General features: G+C 61.1%; 15 protein-coding genes. 7 read left to right on the top strand and 8 right to left on the bottom strand.

Annotation, left to right across the window (positions count from 1 at the left end):
* Nucleotides 1–10 precede the first annotated feature (10 nt).
* Entirely contained in the window at nucleotides 11–1,282 is a 1,272-nt protein-coding gene (locus C7436_RS11165; RefSeq protein ID WP_121207859.1) for a D-amino acid dehydrogenase, read from the top strand.
* A gap of 2 nt (nucleotides 1,283–1,284) precedes the next feature.
* Here the strand turns inward: C7436_RS11165 and C7436_RS11160 are convergent, their stop codons facing one another.
* On the bottom strand, nucleotides 1,285–1,965 hold the full coding sequence (locus C7436_RS11160) for a tRNA/rRNA methyltransferase (RefSeq protein ID WP_121207858.1): 681 nt from the start codon (nucleotides 1,963–1,965) through the stop codon (nucleotides 1,285–1,287).
* Between C7436_RS11160 and C7436_RS11155 the strand changes: the two genes are divergently transcribed.
* A complete protein-coding gene (locus C7436_RS11155) occupies nucleotides 1,964–3,208 on the top strand; it encodes a methyltransferase (protein ID WP_121207857.1) in 1,245 nt (414 codons plus the stop codon). The genes C7436_RS11160 and C7436_RS11155 overlap by 2 nt on opposite strands.
* Before the next feature lie 77 nt (nucleotides 3,209–3,285).
* Here the strand turns inward: C7436_RS11155 and C7436_RS11150 are convergent, their stop codons facing one another.
* Entirely contained in the window at nucleotides 3,286–4,491 is a 1,206-nt protein-coding gene (locus tag C7436_RS11150) for an OmpA family protein (RefSeq protein ID WP_023009458.1), read from the bottom strand.
* Between the two features lie 168 nt (nucleotides 4,492–4,659).
* Entirely contained in the window at nucleotides 4,660–6,984 is a 2,325-nt protein-coding gene (locus C7436_RS11145; protein ID WP_121207856.1) for an ATP-dependent helicase, read from the bottom strand.
* Between the two features lie 57 nt (nucleotides 6,985–7,041).
* Here C7436_RS11145 and C7436_RS11140 point away from each other — a divergent pair, with 57 nt between their 5' ends.
* Both C7436_RS11140 and C7436_RS11135 read left to right on the top strand, forming a co-directional pair.
* Complete coding sequence (locus tag C7436_RS11140; RefSeq protein ID WP_121207855.1) at nucleotides 7,042–9,183, top strand: tRNA(Met) cytidine acetyltransferase TmcA; 2,142 nt, start codon at nucleotides 7,042–7,044, stop codon at nucleotides 9,181–9,183.
* Nucleotides 9,184–9,252: 69 nt separating this feature from the next.
* Nucleotides 9,253–9,840, top strand: coding sequence for an ankyrin repeat domain-containing protein (locus C7436_RS11135; protein ID WP_121207854.1), 588 nt, complete (start codon nucleotides 9,253–9,255; stop codon nucleotides 9,838–9,840).
* Nucleotide 9,841: 1 nt separating this feature from the next.
* On the opposite strand, the gene C7436_RS11130 is transcribed toward C7436_RS11135, so the two are convergent.
* Nucleotides 9,842–10,951, bottom strand: a complete 1,110-nt coding sequence (locus C7436_RS11130) for an enoyl-CoA hydratase/isomerase family protein (protein WP_011787059.1) — start codon at nucleotides 10,949–10,951, stop codon at nucleotides 9,842–9,844.
* Between the two features lie 214 nt (nucleotides 10,952–11,165).
* Between C7436_RS11130 and C7436_RS11125 the strand changes: the two genes are divergently transcribed.
* Entirely contained in the window at nucleotides 11,166–11,504 is a 339-nt protein-coding gene (locus tag C7436_RS11125) for a c-type cytochrome (RefSeq protein ID WP_011787058.1), read from the top strand.
* Between the two features lie 26 nt (nucleotides 11,505–11,530).
* Here the strand turns inward: C7436_RS11125 and ppnN are convergent, their stop codons facing one another.
* Nucleotides 11,531–12,913, bottom strand: coding sequence for a nucleotide 5'-monophosphate nucleosidase PpnN (ppnN, locus tag C7436_RS11120; protein ID WP_011787057.1), 1,383 nt, complete (start codon nucleotides 12,911–12,913; stop codon nucleotides 11,531–11,533).
* A gap of 121 nt (nucleotides 12,914–13,034) precedes the next feature.
* On the opposite strand from ppnN, the gene thiI reads away from it, so the two are divergent.
* Nucleotides 13,035–14,489, top strand: coding sequence for a tRNA uracil 4-sulfurtransferase ThiI (gene thiI / locus C7436_RS11115; protein ID WP_121207853.1), 1,455 nt, complete (start codon nucleotides 13,035–13,037; stop codon nucleotides 14,487–14,489).
* On the opposite strand, the gene C7436_RS11110 is transcribed toward thiI, so the two are convergent.
* On the bottom strand, nucleotides 14,490–15,503 hold the full coding sequence (locus tag C7436_RS11110; RefSeq protein ID WP_023012097.1) for a histone deacetylase family protein: 1,014 nt from the start codon (nucleotides 15,501–15,503) through the stop codon (nucleotides 14,490–14,492).
* A gap of 205 nt (nucleotides 15,504–15,708) precedes the next feature.
* Between C7436_RS11110 and C7436_RS11105 the strand changes: the two genes are divergently transcribed.
* A complete protein-coding gene (locus C7436_RS11105) occupies nucleotides 15,709–17,157 on the top strand; it encodes an NAD-dependent succinate-semialdehyde dehydrogenase (RefSeq protein WP_011787054.1) in 1,449 nt (482 codons plus the stop codon).
* A 68-nt stretch (nucleotides 17,158–17,225) separates the two neighbouring features.
* Here C7436_RS11105 and C7436_RS11100 read toward each other — a convergent pair whose 3' ends face one another.
* Both C7436_RS11100 and C7436_RS11095 read right to left on the bottom strand, forming a co-directional pair.
* The gene (locus tag C7436_RS11100; protein ID WP_011787053.1) at nucleotides 17,226–17,639 is read right to left on the bottom strand and encodes a substrate-binding domain-containing protein; all 414 of its coding nucleotides are present in this window, start codon (nucleotides 17,637–17,639) and stop codon (nucleotides 17,226–17,228) included.
* A gap of 9 nt (nucleotides 17,640–17,648) precedes the next feature.
* Entirely contained in the window at nucleotides 17,649–18,854 is a 1,206-nt protein-coding gene (locus C7436_RS11095; protein WP_121207852.1) for a hypothetical protein, read from the bottom strand.
* Nucleotides 18,855–18,860: the final 6 nt, after the last annotated feature.

Below are 18,860 nucleotides of genomic sequence, written 5' to 3'. Positions count from 1 at the left end.
TGGAGGCAATATGCACATCGCAGTGGTAGGGGGTGGCGTGGTCGGTGTCACCACCGCCAGGGAACTGATTCGGCGGGGGCATCAGGTAACCCTGCTGGAGCGACACGACCTTGCTGGTAACGAGACCAGCAAAGGCAACGCCGCCCAGCGGTCTTACGGCGTGGTTTACCCCTGGGCTGATCCCTCCATGGTCTTCAAGGCACTGCCCTGGCTGTTGAAAACCGACGGCCCACTCAAGCTGCGAGTGCCGCCTTCGGTGGATGCCATCAAGTTTATGTTTGCCACCCTGCGCTACGCCTGGAGTCCTGGCCTGTTTGGCCTCAACAAACGGGCCATGCTGCGCCTGGGTGTCCACAGTCGGGAGCGATTTCTGGCTCTGGAACAGGAGCATGACCTGAACTTTGATGGCGACCACAAGGGCCTTCTGCACCTGGCCAGCAGCCCTGAGGCCATGGACGGTTATCGTGAGATCCACGACCTGCTGAATGAGCTGGGCATCGCCTCGCAGCTGCTCACGCCCGAGCAGGTGCGAGCCACAGAGCCGGGTATGACCGGAGACGGGCCCCTCTATGGAGCCATCAGCTATGACACAGACGGCACTGGCGACTGTCACCTGTTCTCCCGGGCACTGGCGCAGGTGTGTGAACAGCAAGGGGTAACCTTCCATTATGGTGTCGAGGTTGAGCGGCTGTTGTTTGATGACGAGAAGGTGAACGGGATCGAGTATCGAGCCCGCGGCGGCGAGTTAGCCACCCTGGAAGCGGATGCGGTGGTGGTTTGTGCCGGATGCTGGTCACCGCAGCTGGTTCGGCCTCTGGGGCTGGACCTCCCGATCTACCCGGTCAAGGGTTACAGCCTGACGGTGCCCCTGAGTGATCCGGACAAGGCCCCGGCCAGCACGATCCACGACGATAACCTGAAGGTGGTGTCTACCCGGTTGGGTAACCGGCTCCGGGCCACGGGCTTTGTCGAATTGGCGGACTTCAATCGCGACATTCCTGAGGCGCGCATCGCCACCATCAAGAAATCCGTGCGTTCACGCTTTCCCGGCTGCGCGGATCTTGAGGCTGCCGAAACCTGGACCGGTTTCCGCCCCATGACTCCGGATGGCCCGGCCATCATTGGCCGCGGGCCACGCCGGAACCTGTTCCTGAATACCGGCCATGGCACCTTCGGCTGGACCCTGTCGGCGGGCAGCGCCTCGGTGATTGCCCAGGTCATCGACGGTGAAGAACCGGCCGTGTCGCTGGATGCGTTCCGGCCCGGGAGGTTTCAGGAATAGGCTCAGAGTTTGCGCTCGAGGTTGCCGCACAGGGTGTGAGCAAAGCCGACGTCACGCTCGGAAAGCATGGGCAGGCGCTGGAATACCCACTGCGACAGCTTGCTGTCGGCCGGTGCCTCCAGCGCTGGTAACACTGTTTCCAGGCGTTGTCGCAAGGCGCCGAGGCTGGCATCCGAGGCGACCCCGGGCGTGCTGTCACTCTGGCGCGCCAGTCCGGACAGCTCCCAGGCATACAGCATGACCGCCTGGGACAGATTCAGGGACGGATAGCTGACCGCCATTGGAAAGCCGGTAAGCAAATCGCACAGGGCCAGTTCTTCATTGGCCAGGCCCCGGTCCTCGCGACCAAACACCAGCGCCGCCGTCGCCACCGAGCCGCCTTTATTGGCCAGTACCGAGCGCAGTGCGCCGGGTTCATGCCAGTCCTGCCGATGATGGCGGGGCTTGGCTGAGGTGCCCATCAGCAAATCCGCGGATTTTCTAACCGCGGCCAGATCGGGGAAAATGCGCGCATTATCCAGAATGTGGCCACTGCCATGGGCCAGCCAGTGGGCTTCGGGCCGCGTATGCAGGTCGGAATTGACCAGCCATAGCTCGGAAAAACCCATGGTGCACAGGGCCCGCGCAGCGGCGCCGACATTTTCCGGGACTTTCGGTTCAACCAGTACAAAGGCCAGTTTCATGACATTACCTCCGGCGGCGAGTTTACACCAAGCCTCGGGTTGTTTTTACCAGCGCTGGCAGTCTTTGAATGACTGGCTGCGGGAACTGGAGCCACTCTGGCGCCCCATCCCGTTCATGGAACCTGCCCCCGCCTGGCGCGACGCGCATCCGGACCTGGCGCACTGGCTGGAGGCGCTTCCTGAGGGGGACTGTCAGGACTGGGAGGAGCGGCTCCCGGAACTGTCCTCGTTGTTAGCCGGGTATGTCCCGGCGCTGGCCCGGTACCGGGATCTGCTTGATTTACCCCGTCTGGCGACCGAGGCCGAGGGCCGGCAGGCGGAACTGGCGGAGGTGGCCGCCGTTGATATGCCTGGCCGAAAACGACAGCAGGCCGGCGCATTCGCCGCTGCAATTTCACCCCTGGGCTATCCGGTACTGGACTGGTGTTCTGGCAAGGGGCACCTGGGCCGGACCCTGGCCCGGCGGGGTGCGGGGCAGGTAACCGGATTTGAGTGGAATCCGGAGCTGGTGACCGATGGCAACCGCCTGGCCGAACACTACGGCGACCCGGTTCGCTTGTCTCATCAGGATGTGATGGTCGATGGGCTTAAATTGCCTGAGCGCCACCATGGGGTGGCGCTGCACGCCTGTGGCGATCTGCACCGCCGGCTGATGCAATCTGGTGCCCAGGCGCGTTTGCCCCGGCTCAGTCTCTCACCTTGCTGCTACCACCTGACCGGGGGTGAACGGTATCAGCTTCAGGCCCGGCAAACCCGGGAGTATGGCGAGTGTTTGTCGGTAGACCGCAACGATCTGAGGCTGGCGGTTCAGGAGACGGTCACGGCACCGGAGCGGGTGCGCGAGCAAACCACACGCATCAGTACCTGGCGTCTGGGGTTCGATGCGCTGCAACGGGAGCTGACCGGTAACGGGCACTACCTGCCGGTGCCGTCGCACCCGGCCCGGCTCAATAATGGCCGTTTCGAGGACTTCTGTCGCTGGGCGGCGGCGAAGAAACAACTGACTCTGACCGCCGATGTTGACTGGGCAGAATGGCTGGCACGCGGTGAGGCACGATATCGTCAGGTGCGCCGGCATGAACTGCTGCGCCATCTTTTCCGGCGGCCCCTGGAGCTCTGGCTGGTCTTGGACTACGCCGTGTTTCTGGAAGAACAGGGTTACCGGGTTCGACTGGGCACCTTCTGTGATCGTCAGCTGACGCCAAGAAACCTGCTACTGGATGCGGAACGTGAGGGCGGTTGAAAGCCTGAGCGCTTTCTGACTGCGGAATCAAAAAGAAAGGCGCCCGAAGGCGCCTTACCGAGGTTGCCCGGATTGCCTTAACGGCGAACCTGGATGCGTGCCTCAACACGACGGTTCTGGGCACGGCCAGCCGGCGTATCATTGGTGGCAACAGGCTCGGCTTCACCATAGCCCACCGCGCTGACACGGTCCGGATCGACACCCAGAGGCCCGGTCAGTCGACCGGCAACCGCTTCCGCCCGGCGCTGGGACAGGAACTGGTTATAGCCCGCTTCACCGGCGCTGTCGGTATGGCCAGCGATCTCAACGGTGGTTTCCGGGTATTCCTCCATGAAATCGGCGACGCGACGAATTTCGTTGTCATAGGCGTTGTCGATAACAGAGCTGTTGGTGGGGAACTGAACCCGCAGTTCAATGGTTTCCACCGTTTCAGTAATGCCCTCACAGCCGGTTTCATCCACCGTGGCGCCCGCGGTGGTGTCCGGGCATTGATCCTGGCTGTTCACCACACCATCGTTGTCGCTGTCGAGCTCACAGCCGCGACTGTTAACCTCGGCCCCGGCTGGGGTGTTGGGACACTGGTCGCGGCTGTCCGCCACGCCGTCATTGTCGCTGTCCAGCTCGCAGCCGCGGCTGTCGACGCTGGCCCCGGCCGGTGTGCCCGGGCACTGGTCGCGATTATCGGGCACGCCGTCGTTGTCGGCATCGGCCGGGGCTTTCGGGGCCGGGGCAGAAACCGTGCGGGTAAAGGCCCAGCTCAAGCCAAGCGAGACCATGGTGTCGAAGGTGCTTTCATCAATGCCATGGAATTCCCGCAGATCGCCACGAATGGAGATGCCATCACTGACGTTGTAGCGGAAGCCGGTACCCACATTGACACGGGTTTCATCGTGATCGGTACCTGCCGAGCGGTAGGAAATGGAATCTCCCAGCCCGAAGTCGGCATGGCCTGCACCAAGAGAAACGTAAGGGTTCCAGGCAGCTTCCGGGCCGGCGAAGTAATAGGTGCCGTCTACCCGGATTTCGTCGAAATCGGATTCGCCAGACACATATTTGCGGTCGGCGTCGGCCCGTGAGTACAGGGCCTCAACTGACCAGTGAGGGCGGAAACGGTACTCAACACCAACACCGAAGGTGCCGGTTTCACTCAGGTCCCGTTTATCGTCAAAGAGCTGGAAGCCGGCAAACGGGTTGATGTAGATGGTTTCCTGGCGTTCCGCCAGGGCTGGCGTCGTAAGGGATGTTGCAAGGGCGGCCAGAGCGACCGGGCGCATGAGTTTCATGCAGAACCTCCTGTCTGATTATTATGTCCTGAAGCTGTCTCCGTTGAAGACGGATAAACTCCGGTAAAACACTACGTTACTGAAAATCTAGGCCAGTAAGCCATAAAACACAAAATTTGGCATCTCTCGACGTCTTCGCATTTGTACGCAGCCTTCACAGGCGACAGATCAATCACCCGCTGGCGTGAAATACAGGTGCGCGCTTTTTTTACTGAAATTCAGCCTGTCGCCATTGCCAAACCGGACCTCGAACGAGCTTTCATCTTCCGAGATAACCTCACCTGTGCCAAAGATAGCATGGGTCAGACGCTGCTGATGCCACACTGGTTCCGCCGTGTTTGGGCTGACTGTTCCTTCGCTTTCCAGCTGAACGCCCTCGCGTTCAGCGTATCGCAGACTCACGGGGGTTAACGGGTGGTCCAGCTTCAGGGGCTGGTCTTTTGGGGCAGTACCGGTATCCAGCGCGGAGCCGAGTTCCTGAGCCAATCCAAAGCACAGTTCGGAAACGAATCGACTGGGGCCTTGTTCGCCCGCCAGGTGCGGGCTGGCCGGGGTGGGCCGGGTGATCAGGTGCAGATGGTGGCGGGTGCGGGTCATGCCCACGTAGAGCAGCCTGCGCTCGCTTTCCAGCAGGGCCCGGGCATCGTCCTGGGGACGCGGGCTATAGGGCAGATATTTCTCCTGCAGGCCGGGAATGATTACCACGGGCCATTCCAGTCCCTTGGTTCGGTGAATGGTGGAGAGCAGGACACCGTCGTCCCGATGTTCGCTGGCCTGTTGCTTCAGCAGACTGAGATGGTCCAGGGCCCCGTCGGCATTGACTTCCAGGCTTTTCAGGTAGTCGCGAAACCCCTGAATGGTATCAATCCGCTCCTCGGCACTGTCATGGGTCAGTGCGAGACTGCGAATACCCTCATAGAGATCCATGTGCTCGGCATAGACGGTGATCAGGCCAGCTACCGGCCCCTGATAGCGGTCGAGTTGCTGCAGGACTTCACCGAGTTTTTTCAGCTTTCTGGCCGCCATGGGCGCCAGGGCGTCGAAATCCAGACTGAGCAGCCGTTCGTGCCAGCCGGTGTCGAACGCCGCCAGGAACCGGGCCAGGTTTTCCAGTTCCGGTTCTTTCAGGCCTACGTGGGGGAACCTCAGAATCTGGCGGGCAATGTCCAGTCGGTCATTTTCTGCCAGCTTGTCGAGCCGACGGGTAACCACCAGCAGCAGGGCCTGCACCGCCTGAACCTCGCGGCTGAACAGCGCGCCCTTACCGGCGTCGATCCGGTAGGGAATCTGGCATGCCAGCAGTTTCAGTTCAATCGGCACGCTCTGGCTCCAGACCCGGAACAGGATGGCGCTCTGGCTTTGTTGTTCCGGCGCCAGTCCCTGCAGGATGGCCAGCACCTGGTTGCCATCGTTTTCGGCCTGATGCAGATGGATTTCGGTGGCGGGGGTACCCGGATGGGAATGGCACATCACATCCCGGCGGCCGGTATTATGGCAGATCAGGTGATTGGCCAGCAGCGCCACCCGGTGGCCGTAACGGAAGGTGTAGCTGAGGGTCTGCTCCAGCGGGCTTTCAAACTCATCACTGAACTTGCGCAGAATGAACTCGGGCCGGGCACCCCGGAACTCGTAGATGGTCTGGTCCGGGTCGCCGACTACGGTTACCCGGGCACGGTCTCCGGCCACATAACGCAGAAGCAGGTGCTGGATCTCGTTGGTGTCCTGGTATTCGTCCACCAGGATCAGATCCATTTTATTGCCCACCAGACGCTGCAACGGCGGGTTCTGGTGGATGGCCATCACCGGCTCATACAGCATGTCGGCATAGCTGATGCGGCTTTCGCTTTTGCGCCACTGCTCGAAGGAATGGAACAGGTCGATCAGGTAGCGGTGTTTGTCGGAGTAGCCCAGCTCCTCGAACACCACCTCCGCGGGTGCCAGCCCGGTTTTGACCCGGTCGATAAAGCCGGTGGCGGTTTCGACAAAATCCTTCTTGTTGCGGCGGATTTCATCGGCCAGTTCCTCCGGTGCCAGCCGCCGGGTCAGCAACCAGGCCTGGAAGCCGATCTCCTGTTCGGTCAGGATCTTTTCCGAAAAGCCCGGCAGATAGCCTTCCCGGACAAACCGACGATACAGCCGCAGGCCCATGGCGTGGTAGGTACGGATTTCCGGCAGCGCCAGCCCGCTCTGCTCGCAGACGGACTGCAGCTTGCGTTCGAAGTCTACCTTGGCGCTGCGGTTGAACATCAGCACCAGCATCCGGTCCGGGTCGTGGCCCTGGGTCAGCAGGTAGCGGATGCGCCAGGCCAGCGTGGAGGTTTTACCACTGCCCGCCACGGCCGTAATCACCGCATGCTCGTAACCGGCCGTGATGATGGCGCGCTGCTCGTCGGTCAGGTAATCCGGTAAGGACAGGTGGTCGGGGGCTTGGGTTTCGCTCGGCATGGTCGCTATTGTACTGGGCAACTGGTAGTGCGGATAGCGCTGCCGCATAATCCCGGCATAACTCAGGCGCAAATACCTTCTTATCGCCAGCAGGTCCGAATTGACGTGAATGATAAAACCGAGACAATCGCCTCAGGCTGGCGCGCGTTCCAGCACATCCTGGCAGCTCGCGGCCATCGCCGGCTGGTATTGGTTGAGGGTGATCGGCAGGCGGCGATCGCCTGGGTAGCCGGGATCTTGCCGGAATTGTCGGCTGCGCAGGGGCTATGGGTCGGTCGTGAACAGGATGCGATCATGGCCGGGGTTGGCCATATACGTGTCAAAGATTACCAGCGCGTACTGGGGCAGGAGTTGCCAGTTCTGGTCTGGGATGGCTGGGAGGGAACGTCTCCGGACGCGTTTGCGGCACTGTCCGGCACATTGCGGGCCGGTGGGTTGCTGTTCTGGCTGATGCCGCCGTTGGCGCAGTGGTCGGATTTTGATGACCCGGACTATAGCCGAACCGGGCTGGATCGGACGAGTGCTCATCCCTTTGCTGCCCGGTTGGCGGCGATACTGGCCGAAGATCCCGATGTCATTCGGCTTGTGGCGGAAGATGCCAGCGTGCCTGATCTTAACCGGCCGGAACCGGTCAGGACGGGCTTTCAACCCGGGCAGACGGCCGAGCAGCAGACGCTGGTTGCCGACGTTGTGCGCGCTGGCCAGGGCCGCCGCCGACGGCCGCTGGTGATTACTGCCGATCGCGGCCGAGGCAAATCTTCGGCCCTTGGCATGGCTGCTGCCCGCTTGCTCGAAACCGGCCGGAAACGGGTGCTGGTAACGGCACCTTCGGCTGATAACGTGGCTACCCTGTTCGCTCACGCCCGGCAGGCACTGGGTGATGCTCTGGCACTGGATACGGCGACCCATCTGACCACCCGGTCCGGTCACGAACTTTGCTTTCTGCCGCCACAGGAACTGCTGTCACAGCGGCCGGAGGCGGAAGTGGTCATGGTCGATGAAGCGGCGGGTTTGCCGGCCCAGTGGTTGAAAGCCGTGTTGCTGGGCTGGCCGAGGGTGGTGTTTGCCAGTACGGTGCATGGCTATGAAGGTACCGGCCGGGGCTTTGCCTTGCGTTTTCGACAGATTCTGGAGCAGGAAACTCCGAACTGGCGCGCCGTCAGCGTTCGCGAGCCCATTCGCTGGGCGCAGGGCGACCCGCTGGAGCGACTGGTTTTCCAGCTGTATCTGTTATCGGCAGACGCGCCGGAGCCGCAACCGTTCGTCGCCGGCGACGTACACATTGAACGCTGGCAACCTGCCGCGGCCAGCGAACAGACCCTGGCGGAGGCCTTTGGTCTGCTGGTCAATGCCCATTACCGGACCACGCCCGCCGATCTTCGGCAATGGCTGGATGACCCCGCCGCGATGACCTGGCGGGCCAGCGCAGAGGGGCGGACCATCGGCTTGCTCTGGGCATCCACCGAAGGTGGCCTGGCACCTGATCTGGCTGAAGAGGTGGTCGCTGGAAAACGACGGCTCAGGGGCCATATGCTGGCCCAGTCACTGGCCAATCATGGCGGCGCCCCCGCCGCTGCTACCCTGAAAACCCTTCGAGTGGTCCGCGTAGCGGTGGCGGAATCGGCACGCAGGCTTGGGGTCGGCCAACGGTTGGTGGCGGCTGCCCGTGAGGCCTGTGTTCAGGATGGAATGGATGCATTGGGTACCAGCTTTGGCGGCGAACCGGGTTTGTTGGCGTTCTGGCACCGATGCGGCCTGCGCGTCGTGCGTATGGGGCTGAGCCAGGAGGCGTCCACCGGAGAGTTTCCCCTGCAAATGCTGATGGGCACCTCTGAGCCGGGGCGGCAGCTTCAGCAACAGCTGAACAGCCGGTTCGCCCGACACTGGCAACATCTGGTGCCCCGCCATTGGTGCCAACTGGACCATGAGCTATTGCTGGCCATCTGTGACGCCCTGCCATCATCGGCGTGGCTGGACGACGATGATCGCCGGGATCTGACTAACTTCGCGTATGGCTTTCGCGGCTTTGAACTAACCTTGCCGGTTTTGCAGGAGCTCTCTGCCTGCAAGGGTATGGCTCATCGAATTCAAAGCCATCCGGAGGCAAAGCTCTGGTGTCGTGCGGTATTGCAGGGCTGGTCCTGGGTGCAGTTGCAGGAGGCCGGCCTGTGCCGGGGTCAGCGCGATGCAGAGGCGCAGCTGCGGTTGCTGGCTCGAGAACTTCTGCAAAACGAGACGGAGTTGTGACCGGTTCGATTTAATTCCGGTGACTGGCTGAGCAGAATAGCTGCAAAACGCAAACAAGAGACTTCCGACATGGGCAGGGACGCGAGCAGCTATTTCCACCTGGTATTTTTCCTGGCACTGACGCTGCTGGCCGGATGCAGTACAACCGGGTCAGCACCTGAACCCGGAGAGGCCGGTGCCGGCCCGGAGGAACTGATGGCTGCGGTGCGCGCCAATGAGGATCGGGCGGTACTTGAGCTGCTGTCCAGGGGGGTAAGGCCGGATGCCCAGGCCAGAGCGGAGCAAACTCCGCTTATGGTGGCTGCCACCAACGGTAACCGCCGCATTGTCCGGTTGTTACTGGCTGCGGGCGCAGAGGTGAATGCACGCAGTGCCGACGGCAATACCGCGGTTATCCAGGCTGCTGAAAATGGTCATCTTGCGGTGGTCCGGGCCTTGCTGGCGGCGGGCGCCAACGTGAACGTCAGCCAGGGTGGCGAATCCCTGTTGATGAAAGTGGTGGCCAGCGGTGACCTTCTGACCGCCGAGATGCTGCTAGCGGCCGGTGCCGATGTGCACTATCGCCGGGCGGATGGCACCACCGCTCTGGATCTTGCCCGCGCCAGCAAAAATCAGGATCTTGAAATGCTGCTGGTGCAGGCGGGCGCCGCCCGCTGATTCAGAGGCTGTCCAGCATCATTGGGTCGGTCGTGTCATCCCACACCGGCTGAAAATGCCGTTCAACCACCTCTTGCGGCACTTCGGCAACCGAGGCGTAAGACCACTCTGGGGAGCGGTCCTTGTCTACCAGCAGGGCGCGAATGCCCTCGGCCAGATCGGGTCTCCGGGTGCACTCTTCGGCCATGGCCAGTTCCATACGGAACACATCTTTCAACGACATCTGCTGGCCTTTCTGTATCTGGTGCCAGATCAGCCAGGCGGTGACCGGGCAGCCGGTCTTCAGGGTATGGATGCACGCCTGCCACCAGGGGTCGGTACTCTCCGAATTCCCCAGTTTTTCAACGATGGCTGGTAGCTCATCGCCTGCACTCAGGCGTGCGATGGTCTGTTCGTGCTGTTCCAGGTGCCCCGGAGCCAGCGTGCGGTAATCCAGCGCTTCCAGCTGGTTCAGCAGGCGGAACAGGCGGTTGTCGTCGGCGGCGGTTTCACCGCTCCAGCGTTCCTCCTGCAGCCGCTCAAGCAGGGCGCTGCTCTGGTCTGCTTCGATCACCATATCAGCCAGGCCCACTCGCAAGGCGTCGGCGACATTCAGTCGAGCGCCAGTCAGACCCATAAACAATCCGAGCCGGCCCGGGAGACGGTTCAGGAACCAGCTCGCGCCCACATCGGGGAACAGACCGATGCTGATCTCGGGCATTGCCATGGTGACATTCGGGTAGATTAACCGGTAACGGCAGGCCGCCAGCAAGCCCAGGCCCCCGCCCATGACAATGCCGCCGGCCATGCCCACCACCGGCTTGGGGAACCGGTGCAGGGTAAAGTCGAGACGGTATTCCGCCGCAAAGAACCGCGCGGGTGCGGCTTTATCGCCATCGCCGGTCAGTGCCGGGTACAGGGCCCGGATGTTGCCTCCGGCACAGAACGCCCGGTCTCCCGCCCCCTGCAGAACCACCAGGCAGATACGGGAATCCTCGGCCCATTGCGCCAGCGCCTGCTGCGCCTGGTTGACCATTTCCTCGGTCAGGGCATTGAGTGTGCCCGGCTCGTTCAGGGTGAGCAGGCCGATGTGTCCTTCCCGGCAGGGGAGCTCCTGTACCTCAACTGGCATGGCTTGGTTCTCCGGTGGTATCTCTGATTGGGTATTTGTGGTTTGTTCGTACTGTCGTTCACTACGCTCAGGCGTAAAAGAGGACTATGGTCGCACGAAAGTCCTTGATCTATCACATTTGAGCTCACGGGCGGGTGTGCTATAAGTGAAACCTGAGTTACTGACCGGTTTTATGCCGGAATGTGAACGTTAAAACGATGAGAGGGTTAACACAATGAATCTGAAGCATCTTGCAGTAGCGGGCCTGTTCGCAGCTGGCGCGATGGTACCGGTCGCTTCCATGGCCGCGGGTGACATCGAAGCTGGTAAGGCCAAGGCCGCCGTTTGTGCCGCGTGCCATGGCCAGAACGGTATCTCTCAGGTGCCCATCTATCCGAACCTGGCTGGCCAGAAAGAGCAGTACCTGGTTGCAGCTCTGAAGGCGTACAAGGCAGGCCAGCGTCAGGGTGGACAGGCTCCGGTGATGCAGGGTCAGGCCACAGCCCTGAGCGATGCTGACATTGCCAACCTGGCAGCTTACTACGCCAGCCTGCCGGCCGACGGCGGCAAGTAAGACGTTGTGTTTGTCAGTGTTGCGGCTCAGGCCGCACCACTGACAATGCGATAGCTCGGACGGTAGGCTGAGGATCCGGGTAGCTTCATCCGGTTCTGCGCCACGAACTGCTCCAGCATGGCCTCCAGAGGCTTGATCAGCGTCGGGTCGCCGGCAATTTCAAACGGCCCTTTCTCCTGCACCTGCCGGATTCCGCTTTCCTTCACGTTACCCGCCACAATCCCGCTGAACGCTTTGCGCAGATTCGCCGCAATCAGGTGAACCGGTTGATCGCGATGCAGTTCCAGGGCCCGCATGTTGTCATGGTTCGGCTCGAACGGTAGCTGGAATACCGGATCTATCTTCAGCATCCAGTTGAAGTAGTAGGCATCCTGCATGGCGCGGCGGAAGGTCTCCACGTCTTTCATGCCCTGCTTCATGGTCTGGGCGACCCGTATCGGATCATCGATGATGATCTCGTATTTGCTGGCAGCCTCATCGCCCAGGGCGTTGCGGATAAACTTGTCGATCATTTCGAAGTATTCGGCATTTTCCTGGCGGCCGGTAAACACCACCGGGAAAGGCAGGTCAACGTTGTCCGGGTGCAGCAGAATGCCGAGCAGGTACAGAATCTCCTCTGCGGTGCCCACGCCGCCCGGGAATACAATCACACCATGGCCACAGCGAACAAAGGCCTCGAGACGCTTCTCGATATCCGGCATGATCACCAGCTCGTTTACAATCGGGTTCGGCGCCTCGGCACCGATAATGCCCGGCTCAGTAATGCCGATGTAACGGCCATTCTTCACCCGTTGCTTGGCGTGGCCGATGGTGGCGCCTTTCATTGGGCCTTTCATGGCGCCCGGGCCGCAACCGGTGCAGATGCTCAGGCCGCGCAGCCCCAACTGGTGCCCCACATCCTTGCTGTACTGGTATTCGTCGTGGCTGATGGAATGGCCGCCCCAGCACACCACCAGGTCTGGCTGACGCCCCGCCTCCAGTACCCTGGCGTTGCGCAGAATGTGGAACACCAGGTTGGTGAGGTCTTCGGGGTTGTCTTTGCGGAAACCGGCCACGCTGTTGGGCAGGGAATGGCTGTAAACGATATCGCGCAGTACAGAAAACAGGTGCTCCCGGATGGCACGTAGCATTTCGCCGTCCACAAAGGCGTGGCCGGGCGCATTGATCAGCTCCAGTTTCAGCCCCCGGGGCTGGGGCACCAGCCGTACATCGAAATCGGCGTGGGCTTCCATCAATTCCTTACAGTCGTCGGTTTCGACGCCCGTATTCAGCACGGCCAGCGCACACTGACGGAACAGGCGATACAGACCACCCTCGCTCTTGTCCTTGAGCCGGTTTACCTCGTAGTTGGAAAGGATCTCGAGGCTGCCCTCGGGGGAGACCAGGGCATTCATGGTGGTTTCAGTCATCGTTGGTGAAGCTCCTGATGGTTTCGGCAATGACGGATTTTGAGCCAGTCTGGCGAAAGGGTACACTAAGGCCTTTCTGGCTTTTACGCCACCCGACGTTATTCCGATCAAAGTCTTTTTTATGAAATTGCTGATTCGTCCCGCCCCGGAAGTGGCTATCAAGAGTAAACCCGTTCGCCAGCAGCAGATGCGCCAGTTGCGGCAGAATATCCGTAAATTACTGGCCCGGCTGGATCAGGAGATCCGTGTGGATGGCAGCTGGGACCGGGTGGATGTGGATGTGCCCGATGGCCGCAGCCTTGCCGGCCCGGTCATTGATGAGCTGGTGCGCATTCCCGGCATCTCGACCATTCAGGAGATCGGGGTGTTTCCGTTTGTCGATCTTGACGATGTGGGCGAAAAGGCGGTGCAGGCCTATGCCGAACGCCTGAAAGGCAAGACGTTTGCCGTTCGCGCCCGCCGCCATGGCGATCATGATTTCCGTTCCATTGACCTGGAGCGTTTGGTGGGTGCGGCGTTGTTGCAGGGCTCCGGCGCCAAAGGCGTAGATCTGAAATCACCGGATTTGGAAGTTCGTATTGAGGTAAAGGACGACAGCTACCATATTGCCCATCGTCGCCACGAGGGTCTTGGCGGTTATCCGCTGGGGACGGTAGAAACGGTGATGACGCTGATTTCCGGCGGCTACGACTCGTCGGTGGCTGCCTACCTGATGATGCGCCGTGGTATTCGCAGTCATTATCTGTTCTTTAACCTGGGCGGTGCGGCCCATGAAGTGGGCGTGCGCCAGGTGGCTCACTACCTGTGGGAGCGTTATGGTTCGTCCCACAACGTCAAGTTTATTTCTGTGCCATTTGAGGGTGTGGTCGCCGAGATCATGCGCTCGGTCAACCATCGCCACTGGGGCGTGGTGCTCAAGCGGATGATGCTCAAGGCGGCTGCCGAGATCGCCCGGGATTACAACGCTTCGGGTCTGGTCATGGGCGATGCGGTGGCTCAGGTCTCCAGCCAGACCCTGACCAACCTGAATGTGGTGGACCGTGCCAGTGACGAGGTGGTGCTGCGCCCGCTGATTGCCATGGACAAGCAGGAAATCATTCGAATTGCCAAGGACATCGGTACCGAGCCCTTTGCCCGCAGCATGCCGGAGTATTGCGGCGTGATTTCCAGCAAGCCGGTCACCCGCGCCAGGTTGCATCGGGTGGAGGAAGAAGAGGCGAACATGGACCCGGCCGCCCTGGCCGATGCCATCGCTAACCGTACCGACACCATGGTCAGCCAGCTCCTGGACAGCACCCAGACGCCGGAAGAGGTGGAGTTGATCCAGACGCCGTCGGTAGACGACGTGATTATCGACGTTCGCCACCCGTCTGAAGAAGAGCGCTCGCCACTGACCCTGACAAACAACGATGTGCTCAAAATTCCTTTCTACGAGCTGAATCAGCAGGTGGCGGAACTGCCGGGCAACCGCCAGTACCTGCTGTACTGTGACCGGGGCACCATGAGCCGCATGCACGCCGGCCACCTGAAGGCTGAGGGGCATGGCAATATCAAGGTGTATGCCCCGGCGGTCTGATCAGCCCTCCAACCCCTTGAAAAACTGCTGGACGTTCTCGCTGAGGGCGTCCAGATCATACCCGCCTTCCTGCACCACCAGCGTGGGTAAGCCCAGCTGACGAAGGTGCGTGCTCAGCCGGCAGAAGCCTTCGGAAGTCACCGATACTTTCGCCTGCGGGTCGTTCTTGTAGATATCGAAGCCCAGGGTCAGGATCAGCACATCCGGCTGGTACAGGCGAATGGCGGCCACGGCTTCATCCAGTTTGGCGAAGAAATCCTCCTCGCTGGAGCCGTGGGGCATGGGCAGGTTGATGTTGTAGCCATAGCCTTCGCCTTCCCCACGTTCGTCCTCGAAGCCGCTGACCACCGGATAAAAGTTGGTGGGGTCGCCGTGGATGGAGATGTACAGCACGTCGCTGCGGTCGTAGAAGATCTCCTGAATGCCCTGGCCATGATGCATGTCGGTGTCCAGGATCACCGTTCGCGGGAACCGGCTCTTCAGGTGCTCGGCCGCGATGGCGGCGTTGTTCAGGTAGCAGAATCCACCGGCGGCGTCCTTGCGGGCGTGATGGCCTGGTGGCCTGCACACAGCGTAGGCGTTGCGCTCTCCGGCGATCAGCGCGTCGGCGGCACCCAGGGCGGTCTGGGCCGACCAGTAGGCCGCTTTCCAGGTATTCTCGCCAATGGGGCAGCTGCCGTCTGCCAGGTAACAGGCGGCTTCTGCCAGGATGCCCCGCATGGCGTTGGGGGAACGTACGAAAATATTCGACATTACCTCGTCGCCCCAGTCTTCCATTTCCATCCAGCGCCGGTGGGCGGATTCGAGGAATCGCAGGTAACCCAGGTCGTGCACCTTGGAGATCGGGCCGGCGCCCTGGTCGGCCGGCTGCAGTACCGGGATGCCCATGGCTTTCAGGCCTTCAAGCATCTGGCCGGTGCGATCAGGCACCTCCTGAGGCTGGCGCATCTGGCCTCGGGTGAAATACGTCTTCGGGATGTGCAGGTCCTGCGTCGGATGAAAAAATGCTTTCATGAATCCGTCTCCTTGGGGTGTCAGGGAGAGCCTGTAAAAACTCTCCTTCGAGTATAGGCAGTCACCCGCCCGGGTCAAAAATGACGGCCAGGAAATCTCCCCCTGACTTTACAGGCCGCTACTCAGGATCCACTATGAAAGGCACGCGTTGCTTATGAACTCCGCCCCGGTCCGGGGCGTCACCAGTCATGCAAGAGGAGCCGAGATGATCGAGTCACCACTACTGGAAAACCTCACAGGCTACATTGGCGGGCGCTGGAAAGACTCTGCCGGCGGTGCCACGTTCGACGTTTACAACCCGGCCACCGGCTCGGTGATTGCCAAAGTGCCGTCGATGCCGGAGGAAGATGTTGTGGCAGCGGTGGAGGCTGGACAATCAGCGCTCCGGCTCACCAATCCCTGGCCGATTGAAACCCGCCGCAAGTGGCTGGAGGATATTCGTGACGGCCTGAAAGAAAACCGCGAAGAGATTGGCCGCATCCTGTGTATGGAGCATGGCAAGCCCTGGAAGGAAGCCCAGGGCGAGGTGGATTACGCCGCCGGTTTCTTCGATTACTGTGCCAAGCACATCAGCGCTCTTGATTCCCACACGATTCCGGAAAAGCCCAAGGATTGCACCTGGACGGTTCACTATCGGCCTGTGGGCGTAACCGGGCTGATTGTGCCCTGGAACTTTCCCATTGGCATGATCGCCAAGAAGTTGTCGGCGGCCCTGGCGGCGGGTTGCCCCTCGGTCATCAAGCCGGCCAGCGAGACGCCGCTGACCATGATCGCCTTTTTCAGCGTGATGGATAAACTCGACCTGCCGGATGGCATGGTCAACCTGGTGATGGGTAAGGCCAGCGTGATCGGCAAGGTGCTGTGTGAACATAAAGATGTACCCATGCTCAGTTTCACGGGCTCTACCGAAGTGGGCCGAAAACTGATCGTGGACACCGCCGAGCAGGTTAAGAAGCTGGCACTGGAGCTGGGTGGTAATGCCCCGTTCATCGTCTTTGACGATGCCGACCTGGAGGCCGCCGCCGATAACCTGATTGCCAACAAATTCCGCGGTGGCGGCCAGACCTGTGTCTGCGCCAACCGGATTTTTGTGCACGAGAAGGTGGCGGATGCCTTTGGTCAGAAGCTGGCCGAACGTGTGAACAAGATGACCGTCGGCGACGGCATGAACGATGGCATCGACATTGGGCCCTTGATCAACAAGCAGGGCTTCGACAAGGTGAAGCGGCACCTGCAGGACGCCCTCGACAAGGGCGCCAGCCTGGTGGCTGGCAAACAGCCAGCGGAACTGGGTGATGGCCTGTTTTTCCCACCCACGGTGGTGCAGGGCGTGGACCGGGAGATGTGCTGTTACCAGGAGGAGACCTTCGGTCCGTTGGTGCCCATGGCGCTGTTCCGGACTGAGGAAGAAGTCATTGATGCCGGTAACGACACGGAGTTTGGCCTGGCCTCGTACGTGTTCACTGCCGATGCCGAACGTGCCCAGCGGGTGGCTGCCGGCCTGCGGTTTGGTCACGTGGGCTGGAACACCGGCACCGGGCCGACACCGGAGGCGCCGTTTGGCGGTATGAAAGCCTCGGGTATTGGCCGGGAAGGTGGTCTGGAAGGGCTGTTTGAATTCGTGGAAGCCCAAACCGTGCCGAGAGGTTTCTAGGCAGCCGGCCTTCAAACAGCAAAAAGGCGAGCTTCGGCTCGCCTTTTTTGCGTTCTGCACGGCTGTGATCAGGGCGTCAGGATAACCTTGACACTGTCGTCCACATCCGCGGAATCGATGTAGCCGATGGCGCCTGGTGTGGAGGCGACCTGGGCCTTCATGCCCGAAGCACTGCCGGCTTCCGCCGGAGGCTGACCACGACCGGTGAACACCTGCTGGGACCAGAAGGCCTTCAGTTGGGCGTCGTTACGGCCGGTCACCTTGTCATGGAATTCGGCACGGGTGGCGTTGCCTTCCGGGAGTTCAAACGGCTTCGCGCTCTGGCCATTTGGCAGGGCTTTGCTGCGGTTCAGATACAGATCCCGTACTTCGTTGGCGCTGATGCTGTCCGGGCCGGACGGGTTGCCGATCACCACGACTTCAGCCAGGGCCAGGGGGCTTGCCAGCAAGCTGGCCGCAAACAACAGGCTAAGCTTTTTCATGGGGCCTCCTTAGAATGCCGAGTCGATTTTGACAGTGTAAACGTTGGTGCTGTCCGGGTCTTCCGCCAGCATGTAGGCCGTGTTCAGATTGCCATAACCTTTCTCAAGCCCGCGCACATGAGTGATGTCCGCCTTGATGGCCACGCCCGGAGTAATGTCCCAGCGGGTACCGATGCTGTATTCGTTGCGCTGATAGTTCAGGATGGACTCGGGGACGGCGCCGGGGATGAAGAAACCGGTGCGCTCGTCGTCATCCTTGCTCTCGGTCCAGCCGGCTGCAACGTAAGGTGTCCAGCTGCCAAACCGATGGCCCACAGACAGGTAAGCAGAATCGGTATCGGCAAACTTGCCATCCACTTCAACGCGGGTGACTTCACCGATGATCTGCCAGCTGCCGTCGTCGTAGCTGGCGCCTAGGCCGAAGAAGTTACCGCGATCACCGTCGGCAAGTTGAGTAATGCCGGGCGGAAGGGTAATGCCGCTTTGGGCTGCCAGTGCGCCAAGCCGGGTCGCATCAATATCCGCCTCGGCGGTCGCCGCCACACCACGCAGGGTCCAAACGTAGTCGGTCCAGGTCAGGTTCACGCCAGCGACATTGCGCAACTGCACATCGCCGGAGTTGCCATCTTCATCGGTAAAGCCGGTGAAGCCGGTCGCGGTCAGCGAGGAGTTGTCGAAATTCAGGTTGTAGCTGGCATCCGCACCGACATAGCTGGTCACGGCAATCGGGCCATACACACTCTGGGGCGGGCGGGCCCACGGCTGGGCGTAGCCGACTTCCAGGGAGTCGGAGTACATGAAGAACGGAATCCGCATCTTGCCGGCCCGAATCTGCAGGTTGTTGGTGGGGCGGTGGCTCAGGTAGGCCCACTCCACCTGGGGTTCCCAGTCATCTTCACCCCGGCCGACCAGTTGCATCACGATCTGGCTTTTCTGTGTGACGTCAAAGGTGCCCTGCAGGGCGAACAGGCTCAGATCCGCCACTTCGGATTCGTCGGTGATTCCGGCGTAACCGGCATCGTTGCTGGCCCGGGCGAAACCGGTGCTGAAAAAGCCGTTGAAGCGAATGCCGGTGTCTTTCGCGGAGTTCAGCTGTTGTTGCATGGCATTCAGCTGCTGCTGCATGCGCTCGAGGGTGTCCTCGGTACTCTGTGCCAGAGCCGGGGTCGCGGCAATGGCGAGCGCCAGGGGCGCTGCAGTAAACAGTTTTTTCATCAGGAG

The organism is Marinobacter nauticus (genome assembly GCF_003634635.1).
Lineage (GTDB): Bacteria > Pseudomonadota > Gammaproteobacteria > Pseudomonadales > Oleiphilaceae > Marinobacter > Marinobacter nauticus.
Note: the sequence above shows the minus strand (reverse complement) of the source record. Positions and strands in the feature narration are given on the sequence as shown.